The 26,449-nt window shown below is 62.8% G+C and carries 27 protein-coding genes; 14 read left to right on the top strand and 13 right to left on the bottom strand.

Annotated features, from left to right (window positions below; all coding sequences use genetic code 11):
* Window positions 1-33: 33 nt before the first annotated feature.
* The 6 genes from IHE49_RS05000 to IHE49_RS04975 form a co-directional block, all read right to left on the bottom strand.
* Window positions 34-1,197: a glutathionylspermidine synthase family protein gene (locus IHE49_RS05000; RefSeq protein WP_192155544.1), complete on the bottom strand. Its 1,164-nt coding sequence runs from the start codon at window positions 1,195-1,197 to the stop codon at window positions 34-36.
* A 2-nt stretch (window positions 1,198-1,199) separates the two neighbouring features.
* The gene (locus IHE49_RS04995; RefSeq protein ID WP_192155542.1) at window positions 1,200-1,754 is read right to left on the bottom strand and encodes a DUF1190 domain-containing protein; all 555 of its coding nucleotides are present in this window, start codon (window positions 1,752-1,754) and stop codon (window positions 1,200-1,202) included.
* A 19-nt stretch (window positions 1,755-1,773) separates the two neighbouring features.
* On the bottom strand, window positions 1,774-2,427 hold the full coding sequence (locus IHE49_RS04990; RefSeq protein ID WP_192155540.1) for a DUF2491 family protein: 654 nt from the start codon (window positions 2,425-2,427) through the stop codon (window positions 1,774-1,776).
* A 68-nt stretch (window positions 2,428-2,495) separates the two neighbouring features.
* Complete coding sequence (locus tag IHE49_RS04985; protein WP_192155538.1) at window positions 2,496-3,188, bottom strand: PspA/IM30 family protein; 693 nt, start codon at window positions 3,186-3,188, stop codon at window positions 2,496-2,498.
* Window positions 3,189-3,195: 7 nt separating this feature from the next.
* Window positions 3,196-3,816 (bottom strand): DUF2170 family protein, encoded by a 621-nt coding sequence (locus IHE49_RS04980; RefSeq protein ID WP_192155536.1) that lies wholly within the window; start codon window positions 3,814-3,816, stop codon window positions 3,196-3,198.
* An 867-nt stretch (window positions 3,817-4,683) separates the two neighbouring features.
* The gene (locus IHE49_RS04975) at window positions 4,684-5,421 is read right to left on the bottom strand and encodes an rRNA pseudouridine synthase (protein WP_192155534.1); all 738 of its coding nucleotides are present in this window, start codon (window positions 5,419-5,421) and stop codon (window positions 4,684-4,686) included.
* Here IHE49_RS04975 and IHE49_RS04970 point away from each other — a divergent pair.
* Window positions 5,420-5,755, top strand: coding sequence for a hypothetical protein (locus IHE49_RS04970; protein ID WP_192155532.1), 336 nt, complete (start codon window positions 5,420-5,422; stop codon window positions 5,753-5,755). The genes IHE49_RS04975 and IHE49_RS04970 overlap by 2 nt on opposite strands.
* Before the next feature lie 250 nt (window positions 5,756-6,005).
* Here IHE49_RS04970 and IHE49_RS04965 read toward each other — a convergent pair whose 3' ends face one another.
* From IHE49_RS04965 to trxA, 3 genes are all read right to left on the bottom strand, one after another.
* Window positions 6,006-7,091: a hypothetical protein gene (locus IHE49_RS04965; RefSeq protein ID WP_192155530.1), complete on the bottom strand. Its 1,086-nt coding sequence runs from the start codon at window positions 7,089-7,091 to the stop codon at window positions 6,006-6,008.
* A gap of 138 nt (window positions 7,092-7,229) precedes the next feature.
* Window positions 7,230-8,942 carry a transcription termination factor Rho gene (gene rho / locus IHE49_RS04960; RefSeq protein ID WP_192155528.1) on the bottom strand — a complete coding sequence of 571 codons (1,713 nt, stop codon included), beginning with the start codon at window positions 8,940-8,942 and terminating at the stop codon, window positions 7,230-7,232.
* Window positions 8,943-9,119: 177 nt separating this feature from the next.
* Window positions 9,120-9,446 carry a thioredoxin TrxA gene (trxA, locus tag IHE49_RS04955; protein ID WP_192107499.1) on the bottom strand — a complete coding sequence of 109 codons (327 nt, stop codon included), beginning with the start codon at window positions 9,444-9,446 and terminating at the stop codon, window positions 9,120-9,122.
* 403 nt (window positions 9,447-9,849) lie between these two features.
* On the opposite strand from trxA, the gene IHE49_RS04950 reads away from it, so the two are divergent.
* The 5 genes from IHE49_RS04950 to ung all read left to right on the top strand — a co-directional run bounded on the left by IHE49_RS04950 (window position 9,850) and on the right by ung (window position 14,858).
* The gene (locus tag IHE49_RS04950) at window positions 9,850-11,556 is read left to right on the top strand and encodes a DEAD/DEAH box helicase (RefSeq protein WP_192155526.1); all 1,707 of its coding nucleotides are present in this window, start codon (window positions 9,850-9,852) and stop codon (window positions 11,554-11,556) included.
* A 114-nt stretch (window positions 11,557-11,670) separates the two neighbouring features.
* Window positions 11,671-12,348: a cell division ATP-binding protein FtsE gene (ftsE, locus tag IHE49_RS04945; protein ID WP_192155524.1), complete on the top strand. Its 678-nt coding sequence runs from the start codon at window positions 11,671-11,673 to the stop codon at window positions 12,346-12,348.
* Window positions 12,345-13,304, top strand: coding sequence for a permease-like cell division protein FtsX (ftsX, locus tag IHE49_RS04940; RefSeq protein ID WP_192155522.1), 960 nt, complete (start codon window positions 12,345-12,347; stop codon window positions 13,302-13,304). The genes ftsE and ftsX overlap by 4 nt, the downstream gene beginning before the upstream one ends.
* Window positions 13,305-13,320: 16 nt before the next feature.
* Window positions 13,321-14,163: a response regulator gene (locus IHE49_RS04935; RefSeq protein WP_192155521.1), complete on the top strand. Its 843-nt coding sequence runs from the start codon at window positions 13,321-13,323 to the stop codon at window positions 14,161-14,163.
* Entirely contained in the window at window positions 14,160-14,858 is a 699-nt protein-coding gene (ung, locus tag IHE49_RS04930; RefSeq protein ID WP_192155519.1) for a uracil-DNA glycosylase, read from the top strand. Before IHE49_RS04935 ends, ung begins: the two co-directional genes overlap by 4 nt.
* 4 nt (window positions 14,859-14,862) lie before the next feature.
* On the opposite strand, the gene IHE49_RS04925 is transcribed toward ung, so the two are convergent.
* Window positions 14,863-15,546 carry a Fe2+-dependent dioxygenase gene (locus IHE49_RS04925; protein ID WP_192155517.1) on the bottom strand — a complete coding sequence of 228 codons (684 nt, stop codon included), beginning with the start codon at window positions 15,544-15,546 and terminating at the stop codon, window positions 14,863-14,865.
* 200 nt (window positions 15,547-15,746) lie between these two features.
* Here IHE49_RS04925 and IHE49_RS04920 point away from each other — a divergent pair, with 200 nt between their 5' ends.
* A complete protein-coding gene (locus tag IHE49_RS04920) occupies window positions 15,747-17,390 on the top strand; it encodes an ABC-F family ATP-binding cassette domain-containing protein (protein WP_192155515.1) in 1,644 nt (547 codons plus the stop codon).
* Window positions 17,391-17,621: 231 nt separating this feature from the next.
* Here the strand turns inward: IHE49_RS04920 and IHE49_RS04915 are convergent, their stop codons facing one another.
* Window positions 17,622-17,843 (bottom strand): TonB-dependent receptor, encoded by a 222-nt coding sequence (locus IHE49_RS04915; RefSeq protein WP_192155513.1) that lies wholly within the window; start codon window positions 17,841-17,843, stop codon window positions 17,622-17,624.
* A 922-nt stretch (window positions 17,844-18,765) separates the two neighbouring features.
* On the opposite strand from IHE49_RS04915, the gene IHE49_RS04910 reads away from it, so the two are divergent.
* The 7 genes from IHE49_RS04910 (at window position 18,766) to IHE49_RS04880 (ending at window position 24,557) form a co-directional block, all read left to right on the top strand.
* Window positions 18,766-19,437, top strand: a complete 672-nt coding sequence (locus tag IHE49_RS04910; protein ID WP_192155511.1) for a methyltransferase domain-containing protein — start codon at window positions 18,766-18,768, stop codon at window positions 19,435-19,437.
* Window positions 19,434-19,718: a YkgJ family cysteine cluster protein gene (locus IHE49_RS04905; RefSeq protein WP_225578194.1), complete on the top strand. Its 285-nt coding sequence runs from the start codon at window positions 19,434-19,436 to the stop codon at window positions 19,716-19,718. The genes IHE49_RS04910 and IHE49_RS04905 overlap by 4 nt, the downstream gene beginning before the upstream one ends.
* A gap of 837 nt (window positions 19,719-20,555) precedes the next feature.
* Window positions 20,556-20,996 (top strand): hypothetical protein, encoded by a 441-nt coding sequence (locus IHE49_RS04900; RefSeq protein ID WP_192155507.1) that lies wholly within the window; start codon window positions 20,556-20,558, stop codon window positions 20,994-20,996.
* A 1-nt stretch (window position 20,997) separates the two neighbouring features.
* Window positions 20,998-21,252 (top strand): helix-turn-helix transcriptional regulator, encoded by a 255-nt coding sequence (locus IHE49_RS04895; RefSeq protein ID WP_192155505.1) that lies wholly within the window; start codon window positions 20,998-21,000, stop codon window positions 21,250-21,252.
* A 190-nt stretch (window positions 21,253-21,442) separates the two neighbouring features.
* A complete protein-coding gene (locus IHE49_RS04890; RefSeq protein WP_192155503.1) occupies window positions 21,443-23,098 on the top strand; it encodes a serine hydrolase in 1,656 nt (551 codons plus the stop codon).
* A gap of 116 nt (window positions 23,099-23,214) precedes the next feature.
* Complete coding sequence (locus IHE49_RS04885; RefSeq protein WP_192155501.1) at window positions 23,215-24,204, top strand: hypothetical protein; 990 nt, start codon at window positions 23,215-23,217, stop codon at window positions 24,202-24,204.
* Window positions 24,201-24,557 (top strand): STAS-like domain-containing protein, encoded by a 357-nt coding sequence (locus IHE49_RS04880; RefSeq protein ID WP_192155500.1) that lies wholly within the window; start codon window positions 24,201-24,203, stop codon window positions 24,555-24,557. Before IHE49_RS04885 ends, IHE49_RS04880 begins: the two co-directional genes overlap by 4 nt.
* A 149-nt stretch (window positions 24,558-24,706) precedes the next feature.
* Here the strand turns inward: IHE49_RS04880 and IHE49_RS04875 are convergent, their stop codons facing one another.
* Both IHE49_RS04875 and IHE49_RS04870 read right to left on the bottom strand, forming a co-directional pair.
* A complete protein-coding gene (locus tag IHE49_RS04875; protein ID WP_192155499.1) occupies window positions 24,707-25,783 on the bottom strand; it encodes a serine/threonine-protein kinase in 1,077 nt (358 codons plus the stop codon).
* Window positions 25,780-26,247, bottom strand: a complete 468-nt coding sequence (locus IHE49_RS04870) for a hypothetical protein (protein WP_192155497.1) — start codon at window positions 26,245-26,247, stop codon at window positions 25,780-25,782. The genes IHE49_RS04875 and IHE49_RS04870 overlap by 4 nt, the downstream gene beginning before the upstream one ends.
* Window positions 26,248-26,449: the final 202 nt, after the last annotated feature.

Here is a 26,449-nt window from a genome sequence, read left to right as displayed (position 1 = left end):
CGAAGCGGACTTCGAGCGGTGAAGCTCGAGCGGTCAGTTCAGAATCACGTGAGGTACGAACCGCGAGGTATCGCGCGTGATGAGTCCGGCGTCTTCGCGCACGCCCATGCCGGCCGGCGCGTCGCCGACGACCCAGCTTCCGATGAGCGGATATCCGCCCGGGAACTCCGTCAACGGGTGAAAGGCCTGTCGGATGTAGGGTGCGCCGACATACGGGCCGTCCGACTCCAGGGTGTCGCCCTCGGATGTTCGGATGCGGATGTTCGCGCCCTCGCGTGAAAAGAGCGGCTTGCGCACCCATCCGTCCGGAAGCGGCGTTGGATTCTCCGCCTCGAAATAGGCTGGAAGCAGGCTGGGGTGACCCTCGTAGCGCTCCCACAGCAAGGGCAGGATGCCTTTGTTGCTGAGCACCGATTTCCACGGCGGCTCGATGAGTTGCAGGCCGGACGTCGGCAATGCGGAGCCGTACCGATCGGCGAACAGGTTTTCGAGCGGGTACAGCTTGAACAAGGTGCCGATGACGATGTCGTCGAGATCGGTGAACGTACCCGTGGTGGACAGGCCAATGTCCTCGATGGCGATGGTGCTGGCGGCAAGTCCCGCTTGCTGGGCGCAGTCACGCAGGTAGTCGACTGTTCCCTGATCCTCGACGCTCCCGCGCACCGCACTGAAGTAGAACGGTCGTGGCAGCCCCTTCGCCAGCTCGGCGAACGCCAACACCAGTTTGTCCTGGATGCTGTTGTATTGATCGGCACCCTTCGGCAGCGCGTTACGCTCGATCTGCTGTTCCAGCCAGATCCACTGGAAGAAGGCTGCTTCATACAGGGACGTCGGCGTGTCGTAGTTCAGTTCGTAGAGCTTGGCTGGACCGCTGCCGTCGTAAGCGAGATCCATGCGGCCATAGAGATGCGGCTGGCCCCGGTGCCAGCTGTCCGCGATCCAGTCCCAATGAGACGATGGAATCGCGAGCTTCGTGAGAAGCGCTTCGCTGCGCAATACATCGCCGACCAGGGACATCGCCATCTGGTGGAGTTCGCCGGTCGGGTCTTCGATGTCCCGTTCGATTTCCTGCAGGGAGAAGGCGTAATACGCCGACTCGTCCCAGTACATCTCTCCACTGATCGTGTGGAAGCGAAAGCCGTAGGCCTCCGCCGTCCGTTGCCAATCCGTACGTGGGGTGATTGCGATGCGACGCATGGTCAGCTGCCCCAGCCACCCGCCGCGGCGTGCGCCGAACCAAAGCCGCCACGGCTGTCCGTGATCGCGCGGGAACCGGATCCGCTGCTGCCGTCGCTGCTGGCTGCCGAGCTCCAACCGCTTGAGCTCGAACGGTAACTGCCACCGTAGACACCGTTGCTGGGCGGCGAGTAATAGCCACCGCTGGCAGAACGGTAGATCGGCCCCACCGGTACATACGACGTGTTGTTGGAGTTGTCGAACAGGCGGGCGATCATGAAGCCGCCGAGCATCGGCATCCAGAAGGAGCCATGATCGCCGCCGGACTGCTGGCACATGTCTGCGCCGAACTGGGCAATGCATTGCTCCAATGTGCCGAAGTGCGGGCTGTCCTTTTCGGCGTTGGCGACTGCCTGGTCGTGCGCTGTCTGGCATGTGTCGCGCGGCACGCCGGCGGTGACGCAGCCGTCGACCGTGGTAAAGCTTTGCTGTGTCGGTGCCGGCGGATCGTCGCAAGCGGTGAGCAGCAACGGGGCCAACCCCATCAGCACCAGCGAAGCGGTAGTGGATCGTTTCACGGTTTTCTCCTTCCTTGGCTCAGGTCAGCGACAGGTCGGCGTCGCTGACGTCGGTGCCCAGCGAATAGACGATGTCGAAGTTGTTCGGGCCGTAGTCTTCTGCCGTGACGAACAAGTATTCGAAGCGACCGGGCAGGCCCTCGACCTCGCGCTCGTACAGCATCGAGTAGTGCGTCATGGTGAAGTCGGCCGGCCCACCGGCCGGATGGGTGACCGATTCGTCGTAGACGATCGGGGGCGCCCATGCATTGGCTGCACCGTCTCCCCAGACGCGGCTGTAGGTGCGGCCGTTGAATGTCAACGCAGGCTTGCCGAGATCGGACGCCGGTTCGACCCACTGGCGGAAGGCGTCGACGGTCGGTGGATTGATGGTGTCGGCGAACACGAACAGCTTGATCTCGTCGACCTGACCCGCCGTCGCCTTGACCTGATACCAGGCGTCGTCCTCGACGTACCAGCGGTACAGAAAAGTGCCCCCGCCCAGATCGACCGTGCCCAATGCCTCGATGGGTTGATCGCCCGCGGGTGGCTCGAAGCCGAACGCGCCGGCGTTGGCCTTGAAGAGCAGGGCATCGACGACGACAGCGCCCCCGAGTCGGAAGCCGCCCAAGCCGCGCGACGCACCGGCCGCAGTCGAGGCTTCGGCCTTCTTGCCGAACAAATTTCCGAACATGGTGTGTCCTTTCGCCTCTGTGAGTAAGGCTGGCAGCGTGCGATTCGCGCCGCCGGTGTGATGCCGTCTCAGCCGGCCGGCTTGGTGAAGCGTGCGAGTACGTCTGCCGCGGCCGTATCGGCAGGCGCGACACCCGCGGCCTGCAGACGTTTCTGGAGGTCGCCGTCGCCACTGCTCTCTTCCAGCTGCTTCGCGGCATCCAATTGGGCGTCCTTCAGGCGTTGCTGCTCCTGGATGCGGTCCAGCGAATCCATGGCGGTGCGCAGCTTGGCGTTCGATCCCGACGTGCGCGACGCGATTGCTTCCTGGGCGCGCTGCACGGAAGCGGTGGCCTTCACGGTGTCGATCTGGCGCGTGAGGTGCTCGACGGTCGATTCGGCCTGGCGGATCGAACCGCGCAGCCGCTCGATGTTGTCGTCCATGCCCTTGATCGTCGCGCTGTCCGAGGTGATTTCGTTTTCGAGCGCAGCGACCTTGCCGGCGACCTCAAGCGCCAGCGCCTGCTGGTCACCCTTGTCCACGAGCTTCTGGATGGTGGCATTGAAGTCCGCGACCTTCGCTTTCTTGGCGTCCAGTTTGTCGCTGGCGATCTTCCGCTCGGCCATGAGCTTGGTCAGGTCGACCTTCGACTGGTCGAGGGCGGTATTCGAATCACGGATCTCCTGTTCCAATATCGTGATCGCGTTGCGGTCGACGATGGCCTGGCCGGCTTCGGTAGCGGTGCCGCGCACCAGCGTAATGAGTTTCTCGATGATGGCCATGGTTGCCTCAGTGCAGGTGGGAGTGGAGTTCGTGGGCGGCCTGCGTGGCGCAGTGGCCAAGGGTATGGATCTCCTCGATCACGTTGGCCAACGGCGACAGCGCCGAAAGCTGGCCGAACACGATGTAGGCATCGTTGCCGTGCACGGTGCTCAGGCCGATGTTCGATAGCGGGTAGATCGGATTCAGGCGCAGGCACGCGTCGTTGAAGGTGCCGCGATCCTTCACGCTCGACGCCAGGCAGAGCACGGTCGATACGTGCACCTCGGTACCGGAGGCCAGCATCTGCATAGGCAGATCGCCGTGATCGTGGGCCTCGATATGGATCACCGCTTCAGGAGCATGCTCCAAGCTGATCCGTGCGCGGCCTTCTTTGACGTAATCGGAGGCCTGCAAGGCCTCGAACAAGGAACGGGTTGTCCACTGATGTGCCATTGCTTGGTTGTCCATGAGGTAGACGTAGGAAGGAAGGGTGGGTAAACGCAGGGTCTGCTCAATGCGCGAAAGGGCTTCCTTGTGCTCCTCCCGGATGAAGACTTGATAGGGAGACAGTCCCATGTCCCGCATGCGTTCCCGGAAGCGTCGCTGGGCGATCGCGCCGGGCGATGGGCTGCTTTTCTTTCGTGGCATCGTACGGCTCCAGCTTCATTACAAGTAATCATTACATGTAATGGCGTTGATACACTATCTCATTGGCGTGATTGCTATCAGGAGTCGGCAAACCACCTGCCTCGTATCGTGCGGGGTGCCTCCGCAGAACAGCCCGCCAGCTTCGCCACTCATGCGTAAGATGTCCGCTTGCGCTGCGCCCATACCGATCAGCCGCTCGAATTCCTCGATCGATTGAGCCATGGGGCTCCTGCAGGTGTCCGAGAGCGCTCTGACAGCATCGCACCCCCGAAGTGAAGTGCGTCCCCTGGAGCAAACCCATGAGTGCGCGCTCCACTGCGGGCTAGCTCGAATGGAGGCCTGCTCGATCGCCACGGCGACGTGGAACACGTGTCGATGTTGAGACGCAACTAAAGGAAAGGTAGCGGTCAAATTATGCTTTCAATGACCGGCCAATTTATGGTTCCAAGCACACAGGGTTGTGGGCTTGACCATAAATTGGCCAAGACGGCGAATTTGTGACGAAGCATTGATCATGAAGTGGCCGCAGAACCTTGCTGACCTGGTCTTCTTTCATTCATGGGCTTGAGTCAGCTAGCTTGGCCCCCGCTGCTTCAGGTGCAGCTCGACCATCCGTTGCCTCGCTATGTGCGCTCAGGCGAGAAATGGTGCGGATGCTGGCAATGACCGGAGTTGCGAAAACCAGCCAACTGTCGCGTTCGGTACCACGACTGACCGGCATTGCCAGTAAGGCTGGTCACCGTCGGCGGCCGTGCTGCCGATTGAAGGTGTCGTCACCTTTGGGGCAGCCCGCCGTGATCGGCAGCAGGGCCGCGAGGCGACAGGGCAAGACTGGAACCCGATGAGAAGCGCCGATGCGTCCCGGCTTCAGAATTTCTCACCCGCCGGCAAATAGCGCCAGATCCCCGGCGGCATCGCGCCGTTCGGACCTTTGCCCAACGCGATCCTGCCGATGCGCAATCGGCGGATCGACACGACGCCCAGCCCGACCTGCCTGCACATGTCGCGCAGTTGACCGCCTTGCACGCCCTTGATCGCGAAGCGCAGCCGGGTCTCGTTCTGCCAACTGACCTTGCACGGCGGCAGCGCGCGACCGTTGAAACTGAGGCCGTGGCTGAGTCGGCGCAAACCGTCGGGCGCGATCTCGCCGCTGATTTCGACGACGTACTCGTGCTCGATCAAGGCGGCGTCCTCGGTCAGGCGGCGCCATACCCGGCCGTCCTGGGTCAGCACCATCAGGCCACTGGCTTCGGCGTCGATCGGCACCGGCGATGTCAAACGGTGAAAATGGCGCCGCAGCAGACGTTCACCGCTGGGGTCGTCGGCCCAGCGTGTCGCCGGTGTCACCAGTGTGCTGGCGGACTTGTCGCCGTAGATGGCGTCGATGCCCGATGGCTTGTGCAGCAGGATCGTGGCCGGCTCTATCGCTTCCAGGCGGGCGTCGGGATCAAGTTCGACACGTTCGACGGTTACCTTGTGCTGCGGCGCTTCGATCACCTGCCCGTCCACCGACACCCAGCCGTTCTGGATGAATTGCTCGGCTTCGGCGCGCGAGAAGCCGAACAGCTCGGAGACACGATGGTTGAGTCGGACCGGAGCGGACATGGGAATGGCCAAGGAGCGGGCACGCAGTGTAACGGCCGGAAAGTCGTCGATGCGCAGGGCGAAGATCGCAGGCAACTACAACCCGAGGGAATTTCGGCAACGGGAGAGGCGTCCTTGCCCCGAGCCCGGTCATGGGTTGCGCATCCTTCGCAGGTTCGGTCCGGCATTGCCCGTCTATCGCTGCAACGCGGCCGCGATCGATTCCGCTGCGTCCGCGCGGGTGACCTGCGTTCGCGCTGCCATAAACACTTCCCTGCTCGGCATGGAGGTCGGGATCGTCTCCGCTGAATCGGCGCGGCAAGATCGAACCGTGCTGATGTTGAGTCGCAACTAAAAGAACGGTCGCGGTCAAATTATGCTTTCAGCGTGCGGCCGATTTATGGCTCCAAATACACGGCGTCAGTGGGCGTCAGAAGCAGGGAAAGTCAGGCGTTGCACCAGCGCGTTGGGCAGGTGCCGGCGGCGGCCGATACTGGCAAGCGTGGCGCCGGGTTTGCGAATGAGTCGATTGTCTGCACAGGCGTCGGCGCCGTGGTCGAGCAGATACCGCACGGCCTCGGCACGGCCTTCGACGACCGCGGCAGTCAGTGCGCCGAGGTCGCCACCTTGGACAGCAAGGCGTCAAACGCGGTGCCGATCTGCGCATCGCTGAAGGCACAGTGCCCTTGCCCGACAGGTGCGAGTACGGTCAACAATCTGCCGTTGCCCGCTGCGCGCACCTGATCCGGGTAGACGGCATGGAGCCGCGCGGGAATCGTTTGATCGAAGGCGTTCCACTCCATCACCACCGGTGTATCGATCCGGCCGGTGAGGGTGACATTGCGGCGGGCATAGGCCAGCGCCGCGGGCGACGCGGCGTAGCGGTGTACGCGCCGGTTGAAAGCAATGTCGTCGCCAAAAACCTGATAGACGGTCTTGCGGTTGTCCACGGGCATGCCGCCGGCACGCCGTTCCAGTTCGCGCAACACCATGTAGTAGAGCGATAGCGTGGGCAGCGACTCGGGAGTCTCTTGCAGGCGCTGCTCCAGGATGGCGGCCTGTTCCGGATGCGCTTTCAGCGCCTGCGCGAATACCGTGGGCGGTACGAACGCGGGTGAGCCCGGGGCGGCCAGGTCCGGCAGCACACCGGGAATCAGCGCATCAAAGGCAACCAGCGGCGTCAGCGAGCCGCGCGAAATCAGTTCGGGGGTAGAGACCGTCGCGCCGCACATGAACAGTGCGCCCGCATAGGTGTGCGGATGGCGTTCGAGGCTGGCGGCCCCTTCGAGGGCGCCCAGCGAAAAACCTACCAGGTACGTGTGGTGCGGGCGTCCAATGCTGTGCTCGACGAATTGGCGAAGCCGCTCGTTGTCGGCGATGGCATCGCCCACCGCCCATCCCTGCGACGCGTAGGCGCTTTGCGCGACCGCATAGCCTTGCTTGAGGAAGATGGCCGTTTCGTCGGCCGGCTTCATCGGCGTCGCCCGTGGCGCCCCTGCCGGCACGTAGCCGTGCATCAGCATGACCAGGTTGCCGTTCCAGTCCGCAGGGACGTCAATGCGATAAGGGGCGCCTTGGAGCGTGCCGGTATGGGTGTACGGCGGGGTGTCGGTGGCAGATGCAGCTGGAACAACCGTACCGGCACACGTAAGCAACACAACACGCAGCAGGAACCGCTGAAACTGTCGCATGCCGTCGCCTTGGGAGGGTTGGGTCGGGCCACGTTAGCACACGACAAATGCCTCACTGCGACGCGTGGGCGGCCGCAGAAACGAACAGGCCGGCATGTGTGCCGGCCTGTTCCATCGAAGCGGGTCAACCGAAGCCGATCAGCGCTTCATCGAATTGAAGAACTCGTCGTTGGACTTGGTGTTCTTCATCTTGTCGAGCATGAACTCCATCGCGGCCAGCTCGTCCATCGGATGCAGCAGTTTGCGCAGGATCCAGATCTTGGCCAGCATGTCCGGCTCGATCAGCAGGTCCTCGCGGCGGGTGCCGGAGCGGTTGATGTCGATGGCCGGATACACGCGCTTCTCGGAGATGCGGCGGGACAGGTGCACTTCCATGTTGCCGGTGCCCTTGAACTCCTCGTAGATCACCTCGTCCATCTTGCTGCCGGTGTCGATCAGCGCGGTGGCGATGATGGTGAGGCTGCCGCCTTCCTCCACGTTGCGCGCGGCGCCGAAGAAGCGCTTGGGGCGCTGCAGCGCGTTGGCGTCCACGCCGCCGGTGAGCACCTTGCCGGAGCTGGGCACCACGGTGTTGTAGGCGCGGGCAAGGCGGGTGATCGAGTCGAGCAGGATCACCACATCGCGCTTGTGCTCGACCAGGCGCTTGGCGCGCTCGATCACCATCTCGGCGACCTGCACGTGGCGCACGGCCGGCTCGTCGAAGGTGGAGCTGATGACTTCGGCGCGCACGGTGCGGGCGATTTCGGTCACTTCCTCCGGGCGCTCGTCCACCAGCAGGATGATGAGGTGGGCGTCGGGATGGTTGTACTGGATCGCCTGCGCGATGTTCTGCAGCATCATCGTCTTGCCGGACTTCGGCTGCGAGACGATCAGGCCGCGCTGGCCGCGCCCGATCGGTGCGACCAGGTCGAGGATGCGGCCGGTGATGTCCTCGCTCGAACCGTTGCCGCGCTCCAGCTTGAACGCCTTGCGCGGGAACAGCGGGGTGAGGTTCTCGAACAGCATCTTGTTCTTGGACGCTTCCGGCGGGTCGCCGTTGATGTCGTCCACGCGCAGCATCGCGAAGTAGCGCTCGCCTTCCTTGGGATGGCGCACGCGTCCGGTGATGTAGTCGCCGTTGCGCAGGTTGAAGCGGCGGATCTGGCTGGGGCTGACGTAGATGTCGTCGGGGCCGGCCAGGTAGCTCTCGTCGGCCGAGCGCAGGAAGCCGAAGCCGTCCTGCAGGATCTCCAGCACGCCTTCCGCCCAGATGCCGCCGCCGGAGCGGGCGTGCGCCTTGAGGATGGAGAAGATCACGTCCTGGCGGCGCGCGCGCGCCACGCCCTCACGGATGCCCAGCGACTCGGCGTAGGCAATGAGCTGCGGCGCCTTCATGCGCTTCAGCTCGGTGAGGTTGATCAGGCGGTCGTCGGCGCCCGGGTCGGCGTTGTCGTCGTCCACCGGCAGGCCATGCGGGTTGTTGTAGCGCGGATTGTTGTTGCCGCCGCCACCACTGCCGCCCTGCTGCGGGCGCTGCTGGTTGCGTTCGTGGCGGCGCCGGCGGCCGCGACCCTCGCGGTCATTGCGGTTGTTGCCGTTGTTCTGGCCCTGCTGCTGCGGGTTCTGCGGCTGGCCCTGCTCACGCGCCTCGGTCCCGGTGGACTCGCTGGGTGTGGCGACAGGGGCCGGGGCAGGCGCTGGAGCAGGCGCCGGAGCGGGAGGCTCGGACGGCGGCGCGCCGGTGCTCGCAGCTGGCGCTTCGCCGGCAGGCTTGGCGCCGCGGGGCTGGCGGCGTGGTGCGCGCGGACGCGACTCGGGCGGATTCTCGGCGCCGCCGGCGTCGTTCGGGATGGTGCTATCGGTATCGGACACGGGCAAACCTCACGGGGCGCCGTTGAGAAACAGGAGGGAAGGATGTGCGTCGCGCCAAGTAGGGCGCAGGGGGATCAGGGAGATCCCGACGGACGCAGAAGCAATCTAGCACCCGCCGCGCGTGGCCGTAAAGCGCTGCGCGCGGCGAATGGCTGCGGCGAATGGCTAAAGTGGCGATCAGATCGCCTTGTCGATCATCTGGGCCAGCTGGCCCTTGCTCACGGCGCCGATCTGGGTGGCCTCGACCTTGCCGTTCTTGAATACCATCAGGGTGGGAATGCCGCGAACGCCATAGGTGCGGGGCGTCTTCTGGTTGTGGTCGATATTGAGTTTCACGACGCGCAGCTTGCCCTGGTACTGGCCGGCCAGCTCGTCGAGGATGGGTGCGATGGCCTTGCACGGACCGCACCACTCGGCCCAGAAGTCCAGCAGCACAGGGGTATCGGACTGCAGCACTTCCTGTTCGAAGGCGTCGTCGCTCACATGGGTAATCAGGTCGCTCACCGGGATCTCCGAAAGAGGGAGGGAGGGAGGTTCGGCGACCGCGCGGCCTGCATCGGCTACACTGGGGCGCCCAAGAAGCGCGGGTCGAACCGGGAAAAGGGGCTTGGCCATAGCGGCCCGGTGCCTCATTGCAACGTAACTCGGGGCGCGATTCAAGCGATTCAAGGGCGGCAACGGACGGTTCCGTTGACATAGGCGAGGCGACTCAACCGCTTCCGGAACAAATGCGGGCTCAGGGTTTGCCGAGTCCTTTCGCCTATGCCAGCGGGACTGCCGGTTGCGCCCAATGACCCGGCGCCGCGCATTGCCACGCGCCGCACATCCCACCGCTCCGCACGCGCCTCCTGCGACCGGAGCCGGGCCGGCCCATGCCTGTGCCCGCACCCTATCGGCTTTCCATTCCATGTCGCAAACCGTACTCACTGATACCTTTTTCGCCAATTTCGAACTCCATCCCCTGTTGCAGCAAGGCCTGGCCGACGCCGGCTTCACCCGCTGCACGCCGATCCAGGAGCTGACCCTGCCGGTGGCGCTGACCGGTCGCGACGTCGCCGGCCAGGCGCAGACCGGCACCGGCAAGACCTGCGCTTTCCTGGTCGCGCTGATGAACCGCCTGCTCACCACGCCTGCCGTGGCAGAGCGCAAGGACAGCGATCCGCGTGCGCTGGTGATCGCGCCCACCCGCGAGCTGGCCATCCAGATCGAGAAGGATGCCAAAGCGATCGGCCGTCACACCGGCCTGCGCACCGCACTGATCTACGGTGGCGTCGACTACGACAAGCAGCGCCAGCAGCTGCATGAGGGCTGCGACATCATTATCGCGACGCCGGGTCGCCTGCTCGATTACTACAAGCAGCAGGTATTCGGCTTCAACGGCGTCGAAGTGATGGTGATCGACGAGGCCGACCGCATGTTCGACCTCGGCTTCATCAAGGACGTACGGTTCATTTTCCGCCGCCTGCCGGCGCGCGAGCAGCGCCAGGTGCTGCTGTTCTCCGCCACGCTCAGCCACCGCGTGCTGGAGTTGGCCTACGAGCACATGCACAACGCCGAGAAGCTGGTGGTGGAGAGCGACAACGTCACCGCCGACAAGGTGCGCCAGGTCGTGTACTTCCCGGCCAAGGAAGAGAAGCTGCCATTGCTGCTCAACCTGATCGACAGGCACCAGCCCAAGCGCAGCATCATCTTCGTCAACACCAAGGCCGCCGCCGAGCGCGTCACCGACCGCGTGAAGCGGCACGGCTGCCGCGTCGGCGCGATCTCCGGCGACGTGCCGCAGCTCAAGCGCCAGAAGCTGCTGCAGCGTTTCCAGGACGGCCAGCTCGACATCCTGGTCGCCACCGACGTAGCCGCACGCGGCCTGCACATCCCGGCGGTCAGCCATGTCTTCAACTACGACCTGCCGCAGGATGCCGAAGATTATGTGCACCGCATCGGCCGTACCGCGCGGCTGGGTGCGGAGGGTGACGCGATCAGCTTCGCCTGCGACCTCTACGCGATGAGCTTGCCGGACATCGAGACCTACATCGGCCAGACCATTCCGGTGGCAGCCATCGAACCCGAGCTGCTGGTGATGCCGAAGCCGCGCGAGATCGATGCCGATTTCGCCGCGAATGCCGCCGCCGACAGCGCCGCGTTCGGCGATCGCGTCGAGCCACGGCATGACGACAAGAAGGATGGCCGCTCGCGCCGCAGCGGCGGACGCGGCGGCGAGCGCGGGCCGCGCGAAGGCCGCCCGCACGATTCGCGACCGCCGCGTGCGCCACGCGCCGAAACCACGACCCCCGAAGCTGCCGTGCCTGCCGCGCCGGTGGCGAACGAGGCTGCCGTGGCCGGGGAGGGCGAGCACAAGCGTCGCCGTCGTCGGGGTGGCCGCAACCGGCGTCGTGAGGGCGGGGAGGTGGGGGCCAGCGCCATGTCCGGCAATCAGCAGTCGGCGCCGGGCGAAGGCAGCCGGCCGGCACGCGGGGAACGCCGCCCGCCGCGCGAACAGAATGCAGCAGATGGCGGCCGCCCCTCGCGCCAGGTGGCCGCGACCACCGCCGAGCCCGCACACCCGAACAAACCCAGCTTGTTCCGCCGGTTGACCCGGTTGTTCACCGGCCGCTGATCGCGCACGTCGCCGGGGCTGAACCGGCGACGGCTGCATTTGTGCGCGTGAGGCGACCTGGCGTGCCGCATCCCTTATCCTTGTTGCTGTTACGACAGGCGGCGGGGATGCGCGGTGATCCAGTTCGACCAGGTGAGCAAGCATTACGCGGGCGGCCACGAGGCGCTCTCGCAGCTTTCCTTCACCGTGCCTACGGGCGAAATGGCCTTCGTCACCGGCCACTCCGGTGCGGGCAAGAGCACCCTGCTCAAGCTGCTGGGCGTGATCGAGCGTCCCAGCCACGGCACGATCTCGGTGGACGGACAGAACCTTGCCAAGGTGCGCGGCCGCGGCATTCCCAGGCTGCGCCAACGCATCGGCATGGTGTTCCAGAACCATCGCCTGCTGATGGATCGCACGGTATTCGCCAACGTCGAGCTGCCGCTGACCATCGCCGGCCTCGCGCGGCAGGAGCGCGGCCGCCGCGTGCGCGCTGCGCTGGAGAAAGTGGGCCTGCTTTCCTACGAGCGCCAGTTGCCCGCCACGTTGTCCACCGGCGAGCAGCAGCGGGTGGGCATCGCGCGCGCCATCGTGGGCCGTCCCTCCCTGCTGATCGCCGATGAGCCCACCGGCAACCTCGATCCGCAGCTGGCGCTGGAAATCATGGGCCTGTTTGCCGAATTTCAGCAGGTGGGCACTACGGTGCTGATCGCCAGTCACGACCTGCCGCTGATCAAGCGCATGCGCAAGCGCGTGGTGGTGCTCGACCACGGCCGGCTGGTGGCCGACCTGGCCGCCGAGGAGGTGCTGTGAACACGGATGCCGCCGCACACCCGCGCAACGAACCGAGCCGCACCCGCAGCGTGTCCAGCTGGCGCGAACACCACGGCTGGAGCGCCGCCGACAGCTTGCGCCGGCTCGCCGCGCGCCCGCTCGGCAGCCTGCTCACCATCGCGGTGATGGGCCTGGCATTGGCTTTGCCGTTGGCGTTCTACCTGCTGCTGGGCAATGTGCAACAGATGGGCCAGGCACTGGGCCAGGACCAGGCGATCAACGTGTTCCTGCAGCCGGATCAGGGCGAGTCGCAGGCGCGACTGTTGGCGAAGCAGGTTGGCGACCGTTCCGACGTGGCGGCGGTGACGGTCAAGACGCCGCAGCAGGGCCTGGATGAACTGGCGAAGCTGCAGGGCTTTTCCGGTGCGCTCGATGCGCTGGACCAGAATCCGCTGCCCTTTGTGTTGATGGTGCAGCCCAAGCCTGGCCTCGATGCGCTTGCTGTGGAACGGTTGGCCGGCGACCTGCGCGATCTGCGCAGCGTGGCCCAGGTGCAGGACAGTGGTGCCTGGCGGCAGCGGCTGGACGCGCTGCTCGGCGTCGGCAATCGTGTGGTGCTCGCGCTTGCCTTGATGCTGGCGCTGGCCGCCCTGCTGGTGGTGGGCAACACGGTACGGGTGGACATCGCCAGCCGCAGCGAGGAGATCGGTGTACTGCTGCTGGTGGGCGCCAGCGGCGCTTTCGTGCGCCGGCCGTATCTTTATGCCGGCATCTGGTACGGCCTGTTCAGCGGCATCCTGGCCGGATTGCTTGCGTTGGCGATCGAATTCGCGCTGGACGGTCCTGTCGCACGGCTGAGTCAGGCCTATGATGGCAAGCTGCATATCAGCGGCCTGCCGTTGTGGCTGCTGCTGGCGGTGCCGCCGGCGGCCGCGGCGCTGGGCTGGTTGGGTGCGCGACTGGTCAGCGCGTGGCAGTTGCGCAGGGCGGCCTGAGGGGAAAGGGGCAGGCATGAAAACGAACATCAGCAACCGTTCGGTAGGCACGGCGCCACGCGTGCTGGTAGTCGACGGTTCCCGCATGGTGCGGCAGATGATCGCCCGCGTGCTGACGGCCGAGCTGCCCGGCGTAGAAGTGGTGGGTTGCGCCAGCGGCGGCGAGGCGCAGCAGCTGCTCAGCGAAGGCGTGTTCGACTTCATCACCATCGCGCTGCGCATGCCCGACATGGATGGCCTGGAACTGGCGCGCTTCGTGCGCGAATCCGCGCCGCAGACCTACGTTCCCATCATGGTGGTTTCCGGCGACGTGGACGACCGTCTGCATCGCCGCACGCTGGGCGAGGACGTCACCGACTATTTCGACAAGTCGCTGGGCTTCCAGGCGCTGGCCGAATTCATCCGTGGCTACGTATGCCCCGAAGGCAGCGCGGAAGGTGAAGTGCTGTACGTGGAGGACAGCCGCGTGGTGGCGCTGGCCACCCGCCGCATGCTGGAGAAGTACGGCCTTACCGTGCGCCACGTGGTCAGCGTGGAAGACGCGCTGGCCATGCTGGAAACCGCCAGGGTGCGCGGCGAGGTAGGTGCCGACGTGGTGCTGACCGACGTGAGCCTGAAGGGGGAACTCACCGGCGGCGACCTGCTGGAGCGCATCCGCAACCATTTCGGCTACGGCAAGGGCAAGCTGCCGGTGCTGGTGATGACGGGTGACGAGAACCCGGCCAACCAGGCTGCGCTCATCAAGGCCGGCGCCAACGACCTGGTAGAGAAGCCGGTGGACGAAAAGCTGCTGGTCACCAAGCTGCTGTTCCAACTGCGCGTGGCGCGACACCTGCGCCAGCGTGGTGCCTCTGCATGAGCGAGGTGCGGCTGGAACCTTCGTGGAAGGCGCGCATCGGTGCGTACCTGCAGCGGCCCGACATGCAGGCGCTGGCTGAATTCCTGCGTGCCGAGAAGCATGCAGGCAAGGCGATCTATCCGCCGGGCGCGGAGATCTTCGCCGCGTTCGACCACACGCCGTTCGACGCGGTGCGTGTGGTGATCCTCGGGCAGGATCCGTACCACGGCCCCGGGCAGGCGCACGGCCTGTGCTTCTCGGTGCGCCCGGGCGTGCAGACGCCGCCGTCGCTGGTGAACATCTTCAAGGAAATCGACCGCGACCTCGGCATCGGTTCTCCTGATCACGGCTGCCTCATACCCTGGGCGGACCGTGGCGTGCTGCTGCTCAACGCAGTGCTCACGGTGGAGCGCGGTCTGGCCGCTTCGCACCAGGGCAAGGGCTGGGAAGGGTTCACCGATGCAGCCATCGACGCGCTCAACCGCGAGCGCGAAGGCATCGTGTTCATGCTCTGGGGCAGCTACGCCCAGCGCAAGGGCCAGCTCGTCGACACGCGCAAGCACTGCGTGCTGAAAAGCGTGCATCCCTCACCGCTGTCGGCGCATCGCGGCTTCCTCGGCTGCGGGCATTTCTCCGCCGCCAACCGTTACCTCGAGACGCAAGGGCAGGCGCCTGTCGACTGGTCGCTGCCGTCGCGCGCCGTCCTGTCCGGCTGATCGGTCAGCCCGTTACCTCGGCCCACATCCGCAGCAGATTCGCGTGCGAACGGCTGACGGCGTCGAAGGCCTGGCTCTTGCCTTCGCGGCCGAAGATGTCGCGCTTGGCGTTTTCCAGATCCCACAGCAGTTCACGCCGGGCCGGGTCGCGCACCATGCTCTGCACCCAGATGATGGCCGCGTCGCGCACGCCACGGGTCACCGGGCTGACGTGGTGCAGGGTGTTGGCCGGATAGGCGATGGCGGCACCGGCCTCCAGCTTGAACTTGTATTCCATACCGCCGCTGGCGTGCGTCACCAGTTCGCCACCGTCGTAACCGCTCGGATCGGAAAGGAACACGGTGATCGCGATGTCGGTGCGCACCGCGTTGCCCACACCGCCCATCACGGGGGCATCGACGTGCGCGCCGTACTCCATGCCGCCGGCATAGCGGTTGAACAGCGCCTGGGTCGTTGCCGCGGGCAACAGCGCGGCCTGCAGCAGGCTATGGCGATGGAAGGCCGTGCGCACGACATCGGCCATGCGTGCGTAGCTGGCGCTGCCGATGTCGATCTGCTGGTTCTTCTTCACGGTGCGCGCCGACCAGCCGGCCGTGGCGGAGCCGTCGACGAAAGGGGCGGTTTGCAGTTCGGCGCGCAATGCGGCCAATTCCTGTGCGGTCAGCACATCGGGTACACAGACGATCAAGTGGATTCCCTCTGGCAGCGTGGCGTGTCCGGGCATTGTAGTGAGCAGGGAAGCCGCGCGGCGATCATTTGCTATCATCGCCGCCCTCTTTCCGCACAACCGGGGAATCGTCCGATGCGCCAGTGATGTCGCCGTCTTCCTGACGGCCTTTCGCCTCCATCGATTGCGATAGAGCGATACCTGACATCGCGGGAGCCTCCATGACGGAATCTTTTTTGACGCTGCAGAGTGCGGCGTTTGCATGGCCGGACGGCCATCGCCTCTTTTCGGACATCGACATGCAACTCGACCAGCGCCATACCGGCCTGGTGGGGCGCAATGGCGTCGGCAAAAGCGCATTGGCACGCCTGATGGCCGGGCAGTTGGAGCCCGCCCAGGGGCGCGTCTTACGCATGGGCACGATCTACTACGTGCCGCAACAGGTGGATTGTCCGCCAGGTGCCACGGTTGCCGGCATTGCGGGCGTGCAAGCGGTGCTGGATGCACTGGTCCGCATTGAAGCCGGGGGAGTGGATCCGGTCGATTTCGAGATCGTCGGAGACCGCTGGGATATCCGGCAGCATCTGAGCAACCTGCTGGAAGAGCATGGCTTACCTCATCTTGCGCCGGAGCGACATGCCGCCAGCTTGAGCGGCGGCGAGCTGACCCGCGTTGCGTTGCTGGGCGCATGGATGGGCGGCGCTGATGTGCTGATACTCGACGAGCCGACCAACCATCTGGATTGCACGCAACGTGATCTGCTGATGCAAAAGCTGGGTGCGTGGCCGAAAGGTCTGCTGGTCGCGAGCCACGACCGCGAACTGCTGAAGGGCATGCAACGCATCATCGAATTGTCGCCCTCGGGCCTGCGCGACTACGGCGGCGGATTTGCCTTCTACGAACAAGCCCGCGCGAAGGAGCAGGAACGCGTCCTGCAGGAGCTGGAACATCGCAAGGCGGAACAGCGCCGTGGCGAAGAAGGGCGGCGTGCCAGCCAAGAAAGGCTGGATCGCCGTCAGGCACGCGCTTCGCGTGACGCGCGCGGCGCCAATCAGGCTGCCATCCTGCTGGGAGGGCGCAAGCAAAACAGCCAGGTGAGTGCCGGCAAGAGGCAGTGCGACCTGGAATTCGCCAGGGATGAATTGGCGGAGCGCGTCCGTGAAGCGGCGTCGCGGGTGCGGGAGGAGGCGGACGTAAGCTTGCTGGCACCCCTTGCGGGAGCGGCGCCACGGCGCAAGGCGGCTACGCTGGAAGGTGTTCGGCTACCGTTCGGCAGTGCGGCGGGCGGCGTCATCGATCTGACGATCTGGGGACGCCAGCGCATAGCAGTGACGGGAGCGAACGGCAGCGGCAAATCCACCCTGTTGAAGATGCTTGCCGGTGCGATTACGCCAGCAGCAGGGCGATGCGGCGTACACGTTCCGGTCGCCTGGCTGGATCAGCAGTTGGGCATCCTCGACCCGGATGCATCCGCCTTGGATCAATTGCTCGCAGCCAATCCTTCGATCGGACAGGCCGACATGCGGACCCGGCTCGCCCTACTTGGGCTTTCCGGCGCTGCCGCACTGGAACCCTGCGCACGCTTGAGCGGCGGTGAACGCTTGAAGGCCGCATTGGCTTGCGTCCTGTATGCGGAGAATCCGGCAGGTCTGTTGTTGCTCGACGAGCCCACCAACCATCTCGACCTCTGTTCCGTGCAGGCGCTGGAACAGATGCTTCTCCAGTATCGAGCGGCCTTGGTTCTCGTTTCGCATGACGAGGTATTCCTCGGCAACCTCCGGCTCGATTCCCGGATCGACCTGTCGGCGAAAGGATGCCTGGTGACCGATGTCATCAAGAGTCGCAGGCAGCAGCCGGAAGGGTAGGGCACGAGGCGGCTTTCGAATCCTCCGAACGGCCCATGCCTGGCGCCGGTGTCAGGTAGACCTCTTCCGTCTTGTGCCAGTCGTGGGAGTTGGGCTGCAACCCGTTGAACCGCACGTGCTTCGGGTAAGGCTGCGGACGATGTCTCATTGGCTCAGTCACGGCAAACTCGATCGCGCCGGATACGCACAGGGCCTGGATAGACGTCCGTCAGCGATGCGAGCCAATGGGTCTCAATGCTCCTTGACCCATATTTCTTCGATGTCGTCCATGACGGCGAGTTTGATATCGGGATTCGACAGATTAGAAACGTCGAAAACACGCCCGTGCCGCATCCCCCGGTAGATTCCATCCTTTCGAAAGGTCGCCGCCCATGCGACGCTGTCCAGCGCCGCCGTGTCGTACTGTGCGGTGTAGTTGAAGCCATTGCTGGTGGTGCCAACGAGGTCATCCATAGCGGCGTGCTCCGCGTGAAGTCGTGAGCTGACACTACTCCTTTGACGAGGGTGTTGCGCGAATACACGGAGCGGGACGAGAACCGTTGCCTGGCTAAACACCCGCGTTGCGGCTCACGCGAAGAAACTAACACTTGAAGCAGCACAAGGGCGTATGGTGGCGAAGCTGGATTCGCCTTCTAGCGGTTACTCCAACGACGCGTGCAGGGATGCTCGCGACCAAGAGCGCATGAGTACCCGTCGACCCTGTGGTTTGAGTTGTAAGCAATGGGCCTTGCTGGGCGAGGTTGTAAAGCGTTGTCCATTGTCACTGTGCGCGATAGAACGTCTTGCCGATCTGCGCTGGCTCTGCAAGGCGGGCTTGGTAAGTGTGGAGCAGACCAGGGTGTGTGCGACGCGCCTTGGCATGGAAGCGCTCTGGTACCACAGCCTTCATTGATCGAAAGGCATCCTCTTCTGCATCGGTCTCTCAATTCCGGGAGGCGGGTGCGGCCTTTGCGTCCCCGATTGCAAGGAACTTGTCATGCCGCCACCGGCCAAGCCGATCACGTTATCGGACATCCACGATGTTTACTGCGGATCTGCGAAGAGGCGAGATACGGACGGAGCGGAACAGCGCTATCGGAAAATCGATCGTTTTGCGCGCGTCGCAGGACATCCCGGTTCGGCGCCCAATCGGCCGCCGTCGCGCAACGGGCGCTAGCGGTTCGCAAAGGTAGAACCTGGGCAACGCAGTCACTCATCCGAATCAGGCCGCCGCCAAGTCATCAGTGCTGGTTTGCGATGTGGGCCAAGTGCATGCGGCGGGTGTGCCGCGCTCACGTTGCGGCATGTTTGCCGTGCACGCCATGGTGGGGCCAGTCGGCCAAGCGCGTCGCCCCCAATATTCCGCCCTGTTTGCAGGGTTCTTCCGGAAGCATCCGTGCAAGCTTACGCAACCCGCAGCGAGCAGCTTTTGATCGGTGGCCACAAGTATCGCTTGCGAGTTCTGAGCGACAAACAGCAGTTTTCGGATGCCGCCGGTCACCGCGCACGCATGGGCCTTTCGGTCGCTCAATGGGGCCTGTTTGGTCAACTTTGGCCATCGGAGCGTCTTCTCGCTCAGGCCATGCATCGCTTCGCCATCGATGGGAAGCGCATCCTCGAACTGGGGTGCGGTATCGGATTGGCCTGCCTTGTCCTCAAGCGTCGCGGTGCCGACATCGTCGCATCAGATTCACACCCCCTCGCCGAATCCTTTCTCGCGTACAACGCGACGCTCAATGCATTGCCTGCCATTGATTACCGCCGCCTGCCATGGGACGCCCTGCGGCCGTCACTGGGTCACTTCGATGTGATTATTGCGAGTGACGTGCTGTACGAACCCCTGCAGGCGCCGCTGCTCGCCGAGATGGTCAGGGGGCATGCCTACCCAGCAGCGGAGGTTGTGATTACCGACCCCGGTCGCAGCCACAGTCAGCACTTCAGCCAGCTATTGGCAGAGCAGGGCTTCACACTCACCGAAGAGCAATGTCCCATGGACGATCGCGACGTGCCGCCGTACCGCGGCCACCTTCTGCATTACATCCGGGGCCAGGAGCCCTCTCGCGCATGACTTCACCAACCGGCCGTGCCCCGGGTGCCGCACGCTGTTCCGCGTGCGAGGCCGTCTGCTGCCGCCTCATGGTTGTCCTGCAGCCGGAGGACCATATTCCCGAGCATCTCACCACCTACTTGCCTTCAGGCTTGCATGTCATGAAGCGTGGCGAGGACGGTTGGTGTGTAGCCTTGAACGGTGCGCGCATGAACTGCGGCATCTATGAAACCCGGCCCTCCGTGTGCCGCCGATTTGTGATGAATGGCCCCTATTGCAAGGCCATTCGCGCCGAATACTGAAGCGCCGTGTGGCAATGCCCCGATTCGGCGACATATGGCGCGAGCGGGCAGATGTTCGGGATTTGGGAACTCTAAGCCCCGCATTTGGAAACCCTGGCCGCGGGCGCGCAGCCAACGCGAAATGGATCTCCTCCGTTTTGCCGAACCCTTTCGGTTGCAGGGCGTTGTCGGATAGCAACCAAAGCCATAGCCGCGGTTGTCCTTCATCCCAACCCAGCCCTAAGTGATCGATGGACGCTTTCCCGGTTATTTGGCTGGCGGCGCAATGCGCTCGTTTTGATAGAAAATATTTTAGCATCAATGACTTATTGTCGTTTCGGTGTGCCTTGCTGCCGTGTCTAGTGGCGCAGTTACGGGGCACTGACATCGTTAACCAAACCCGATAGCAGGTGTCGAGATCCCTTAACGGTGTCAGCTGGATCTAAGGTTCTGATGTCTAGAGATTTTCTCTTGCGCGGCCGCTGCGGGATAACGACGCTGCTGACAAATTCAAGCCCACAAGGCCGTCGTATTGACCGCTTTAAGGGTGCCTTCCGCTTACTGTTGCGGCTTGTGCAACTTCAGCCGCTTACCACCGAACGGGCTCAGGCAAGGCCGACTCTGCGCACAGCTGGAATTAGCAGGAATTTTCTGATCTTGCTTTTTAGCTCGGGTGAGCTAATTACATAAAAACAATTACTTAGGAGTGATTGGCGCGCTTGCCGCTTACGTCGCTTGGCTCAAATTCACTGGTGATGAGCATCCGCTGCCTCCAGCGCTCATGGAGAGAGGTGATGCAAAGGTTGCATAAAGTAACCTATGTGTTACATTTTAGCTTCACCAGACAGGGGCTCGACTATGAACTCACAGACCTCGCTCGATGACTGCGTCAAGTATGGGCGGCAAACCCTGTGGGTACTGCTTTGCATGTTCATCTTGATCGCGGCGGCGTTACCAGCCGTCAAACTATTGGGAGTCCCGGCCGCGAGTCCTTCGATCGTCGGCGCACTGATCGCTGTTGCGATCGTGGCTCTTGTTTCTGTCCTTCACACGAAGCGCAGGCAGCTTGGCCCCGAGGCATCCGAACTTCTTCGCGCAATGTTTTCCGATGAGCTCCGCAAGCGCAGCCTCGATCGTTCTTTCCGCATAGCCTTTATCGGCGTTCTGGCCATGCAGGCGCCGCTTTGCATCTGCGCGCTGGTCGCATTTCCGGGTGGCCCCGCATTTTTCATGGCCTACATGACGGCAGCCATCGGGCCGATCTTTCTACTGGCCTCGTTCCTATACATGGATCGCTAGCATGGACGAGGCCGCGCTAAAGAATTCCTTGCGGGTCTATCGAGCAGCCAAGGAACTGACACAGGCGGATCTTGCCGAACTGATCGGCGTGACGAGGAAGTCCATCAACGCGATTGAGCAAGGGAGGATGGTGCCGTCTACGATCTTGGCGCTTCGACTGGCGCATGCGCTTGGCACCACCGTCGAGGACATTTTCAGTCTGGATGACTTCGATCTGTCTGCGATTACGAAGCGGCTGTCCATGCCACGCATCTGATCCCAACCACACCGACTCCCAACCACCGAAGACCTTCGAAGTAACGTATCGGAGGCAGCTCCGATACGCATGGATTCATGCGACGCCAAAGGTTTTGCGGTTCCGGAGTGGGCGTCGGGATGATCGTCCAGATGCACTTTGAATGCTGAAAACCCAACGTCTCCGTCATCAAGGACGGAAAGGAGCCAACGTGAAGCGAGTCGCCGTTGTTGCTGGAGCCTGCCTGGTTGCCATGAACGTCATGGCGGCGCCATCCCTCATTCCGGCCCGGGTTGAGCAAGCCATTCACGATCGCGTGGCCGCCGGAGAAAACCCCACATTCGTGATCGCTGTCGTAGACGGTGACAAAGGCGAGGTCCACGCGTTTGGCAAGCTCGATACCGGAGCTGCGCCCACGAGCGCGACCATCTACGAGATAGGGTCAGTGACCAAGACATTCACGGCCACGCTCTTGGCGAATGCCGTCGACAACGGGCAACTTCGCCTGGATCAACCGTTGTCCAAGTTGCTCCCCGGCTTCAGCATCCCTTCCAAGGATGGCAAGACCATCACCTTGGCCGCCATAGCGGAGCAAAACTCCGGCCTTCCACGCCTCCCTGCAAATCTGGCCCCGGCCGACCCCACCGATCCTTACGCGGATTACGACGCGGCGAAACTCAAACAGTTCCTGGCCAACTACACCCTGCCCAGAGATCCCGGAACCACCTACGAATACTCCAATCTGGCCGTGGGCCTGTTGGGCTATGCACTGGGTCAGCACGCCAGATCGAGCTACCCCGCCTTGCTGAAGACCGCGATCTTCGAACCGCTGGGAATGAAGGACACCTCTGTGGCGATGGGCAAGGGCAACCCTGCCGGGATGGCGATCGGCCACGATGCCTCGGGGAAAGCGGTACCCAACTGGCACTTCGACGCCCTGGCTGCAGCAGGCGGCATCCGTAGCACCGGGGCAGACATGCTGCGCTATCTGGAAGCCAACATGGGCTTGCTGCGTTCGCCACTTCTTCCCGCGATGCAGCTGGCGCAATCGCCCAGAGCCTCCTCTGGAGTACCGGATAACCAGATCGGTTTGATCTGGATGACCCTGCACAAAGAGGGCGGACAAGACGTCATCTGGCACAACGGTATGACCGGTGGATATGCCAGCTTTATCGGCTTTACTGCCGACCGGAAGCACGGTGTCGTGATCCTCACCAATGCACAAATCGGTGTGGATGATCTGGGCCTTGCCACACTGCGCGCTGGCTGGCCGCTGGCACAGGCACACAAAAAACTCGCGATGTCGGCCGCCGAGCTGAAGGTCTATCAGGGCATCTACCAGCTCTCCCCCCGCATGGTGCTTCGAATCAGCCTGGCGGGTGATCAACTGTTAACGCAGGCGACGGGCCAGCAGCCTATTCCGATCTACCCTACGGCGCGGGATGAGTTCTTCGCCCAGTTCGACAACATCACGATCAGCTTCAAGCGCAAGGCAGACGGCACTGTCGACAGCCTCGTCGTGCACCAACATGGCGACCACCCCGCGCCCAAGATAAGTGAAGCGACCGCCGACAAAGTTGAAGGGATCAGCCAGGTCACCTTGGATACTGCAACCCTTCAGGGATATTTGGGGCGCTATGATCTCGCCCCAGGCGCGGCGTTTGTAGTCACCATCGACCATGGGCAACTGATGGCCAAGCTCGCCAGCCAGCCCTCGCTTCCCCTGTACGCCAGCGCCAAAGACCATTTCTTCTACCGGGTGGTCGACGCGAAGATCGACTTTGAGCGTGATGCCTCAGGGAGGGTCGTGGCGTTGGTGCTACATCAAAATGGCCAGACAAAACGGGCGCCTAAGATCGGCGAATAAGACGATTTGGACGATGATGTTTGGGATTCGGGTGAATTCCATCCGACTCTGCCAGGATTGCGCAGCGTACAACTCTGGCAACCTACAAAATCTCTTTTCTTGATGGATTTGTCGAAGTGAAAGCTCCGGATTGCTTTCTTGGGCGTCGCAAGGATGCCGACCCGCTTGACGCTGTTATTGAGGCGGTTCGGTGCGACTATGCGTCTCCAGGCTGTTGGGCGGCACTTGCGGTGCTGGCAAGAGCTAAGGGGTTGGACGTGGAAGAAATCTTCTGCGATTTGAACATTAATACGCAGCAGTATGCGCGAGCGATTGGGATCGAAGCCGCCTTGGATTGCGACGATACCTACGCATATCAAAGGACAAATCAAGGTAAGAACTACAGTCCTTTGGTTTTATTGCGCGGCGTGGAGGAGATCGACCGAGCAACGCAGGATATTGCGTCATGTGTGCGAAATTGGTTCACAGACCCCAAGATGGGGCCGTTCGTGGCCAATCTCTGTGACGTGGTCGGTGACCTGCACGACAATGTATGGTCGCATGCCGAAAGCACCGGGATATCCATGGCCTCGAAGTGGAAGAAACCCTACAGCAGCGGCCAGGAGCATGTTTTAGAGTTTGCGTTAGCTGATGCCGGGGCCGGCTTCCTTGCGGAGTTAAGGCGCGCAGGGATAGATCGCCGGGAGGGACTCAGCACTCATGCGGAGGCCATCAACTGGTGTATCGTTGAAGGAAATTCAAGTAAAAAGAAAGACTTAGATTTTTGGGCTCAAGCTCTCCCGCCAGACGCTGTAGGAAATCCCATAGGCGATATGGCCTATGTAAAAGTCAAGGAAAACAATCATCTAGGTCTTGGCTTGGCCAAACTTGTGGAACTTGTACAGCGATTTCACGGTCAGTTGTGGCTTGCAAGTGGAGACTCTTATCTCACGGTGGATGCCGCCGGAAACAGAGAGATGCATCAGTCTGTGCTCGGGTGGAGTGGTGTACTTTTGGCGTGTCGGTTCGAGACTGACAAGGTTGCCCAAGCCGTGGCAGCTGGGCAGCAGAAAGAAATGGACGACTTGGATCGTCTTCTCTCCACATTGCTGGAGGACAGGTCATGAACGCAATCTTCAAAATTCCAGGAACGGATCTCGCGTCGAGGCAGACAGCTGTTGCCTTGCGCCTGAGGATTGAGAGCGCTCTTCAGTCTGGCGTGGTTTTGGACTTTGGCGACGTCTTAAGCGTGTCTGAGTCCTATGCGGATGAGCTGTTTGGTGTTCTTGTGGAGAAGTACTCATTGGAGGCTGTTTTCAGCAACCTAAACGTGAAGAATGCGAGTCCGACGATCCTGGGCACGATCACAGCGGCGATCAGATACCGCCTTGTGCATCGTCTGACGTCCGGGCAAAACGATGCAATATGTGCGGCTCAGCGTGCGGTGCGGCAGAGAGATGCTCGTTTGGCGCAGGCCTAAAACCGCCTCGCGGTGTCAAGCAAAGCGTTCTGCGATGGCGTCAGCGCTAGCTTTAGGTGATGTTCGTATCCGGACTGCTTCGTCGGCAATCCGTCACGCGCAATCCAGCGCCGGCAACCGGGACTGATAGTTCTCGGTGGCCTCAAACGTCATTTTCCGGTCACCACGAATTGCTTGAAGTCCGCGATGACCTTCTCAGCTTGCCTCTGGGGGAGGCCGCGCTTGCAGAACTGGGTAACACGCTGAGTCTTGCCTGAGATTACATTGCGCTTGCTGCAGGTCGCATCGAACTTCCCGCCTGCGACCGGCAGGACTGAGTGCAAGAACTCATAGCTTCCGCATTTACCAACCTCATTGCCGGCATCGTCGACCGTCCAGTGTCCGGGGTAGTCCAGTCTTTCGAGTGCTCGCCGCATCTCAAGGGCGCTGGTGTACCTCTGAGCTGGATCAGGATCGACGGCCTTCAGGATGATGCGTCGAACTGCTGCCGGTATGTGGTGCCCGAAATCCTTTGCCTGAAGCAGCCTCCCAGATGCGATGTTCTGTTCGTACTGCTCCGAGCCGACGCTGGCGCGAACTGCTCGCAGGTGATCCAAATGAATCGCCAGTCTTGCAAGAGTCATCCCGACCTGGAAGATGTCCGAACTGACGCCGATATTGCCCGTCGACAAGACTTCCGGCGCACGGTGGAGGACGTAAGCTCTCGGGGCGGCCACTGGCGCGCCGTTCGATGAAACGCCGGTAATCCCATAATCGGACAGCATGGCCTGCTGCTGCGGTCCAAGTAGGATGTTCCCCGGCTTGATGTCGTTGTGATAGAAGCTGCGCGCGTGCAGATATTCCAGTCCCTGCAGAATATCTCTCGCGATTCGCAGGATCGCAGGAAGTGGAAGATAACCCGCCGAATTTGCCAGGGTCTCGACTGAGCCGTTCGACTGGTAGTCCATGGCGAGGATGACGACATCGCCTCCGGCCACGGCAACGACATCCGCCTGGTGGACGTACACGAGGTTGTTGTGCTCAAGCCGGTTGCCAATTTGGGCTTCGCGCAAACGCTCATCCACTGACACCCCCGGCTGAAGGATCTTGACAGCGTACTCCCGTTGCACCGCCAGATCCTGAGCTAGCCAGACCTCGCCGAAGCTACCTGCCCCGATCTTGTTGACCAGCCGGTACTTGTAGAGATCCGTGCCGGGCATGAGGGCGACTGGGGTGAGCTGGCTCATGAGTTGCGCAGCCCACACCATGCGGCATTCACGGCATCGGCCATCTTGTCGTCCCAGTGCCTGTCGGTCTTTCCAACCCGAGTTTCGGCGTGCCGCCTAGTGTCCTTGCTCGTCGTTGGTATGGAGGCGTAGGTTTTCAACTCGACCGGAATTCCGTGATGCGCACACGCGAGCACCACGACGGCATCTGCATGGGCAGACTTGCGCTTCGCCTTGGTATCGTTCGGCGTGTATTCGTTCTGCTTGATCATCACCATCGTGATGCCAGGATGGGCATCGAAGATCGCAAGGACTTCGCGGTACAGCCAGTCCAGCCGCTCTGCATTCGCGTCTTCCCCGATCGATGCGGGGACGGGCAGCTTGTTGTCGTTAGCCGCATTCTCCAGCTTATACGCGCCGCCGGTCTCGGAAACGACAGCGTAGCGAGGAGCCTTTGGGTCGCCGCGAAATCCGAGAACCTTCATATCCATTCCTTCTCTGAATTCACGAGCCAATCGGCCGCCAGCACCCTCTGTATCAGGCCGCGGTCTTGGCGCGCCAAGGCTTCGGCCTCAGCTTCGATGCTGGCGCACTCGGCGTTGGTCTGCCCAGTCCAGGCCGCGAGAATGTACGAGGTGCTGGGTCGCATCACAGGGAGAGCCATGTGCTCTGGGAAATTAGCTGGGC

This window comes from Rhodanobacter sp. 7MK24 (assembly GCF_014842995.1).
Lineage (GTDB): Bacteria > Pseudomonadota > Gammaproteobacteria > Xanthomonadales > Rhodanobacteraceae > Rhodanobacter_A.
Note: the sequence above shows the minus strand (reverse complement) of the source record. Positions and strands in the feature narration are given on the sequence as shown.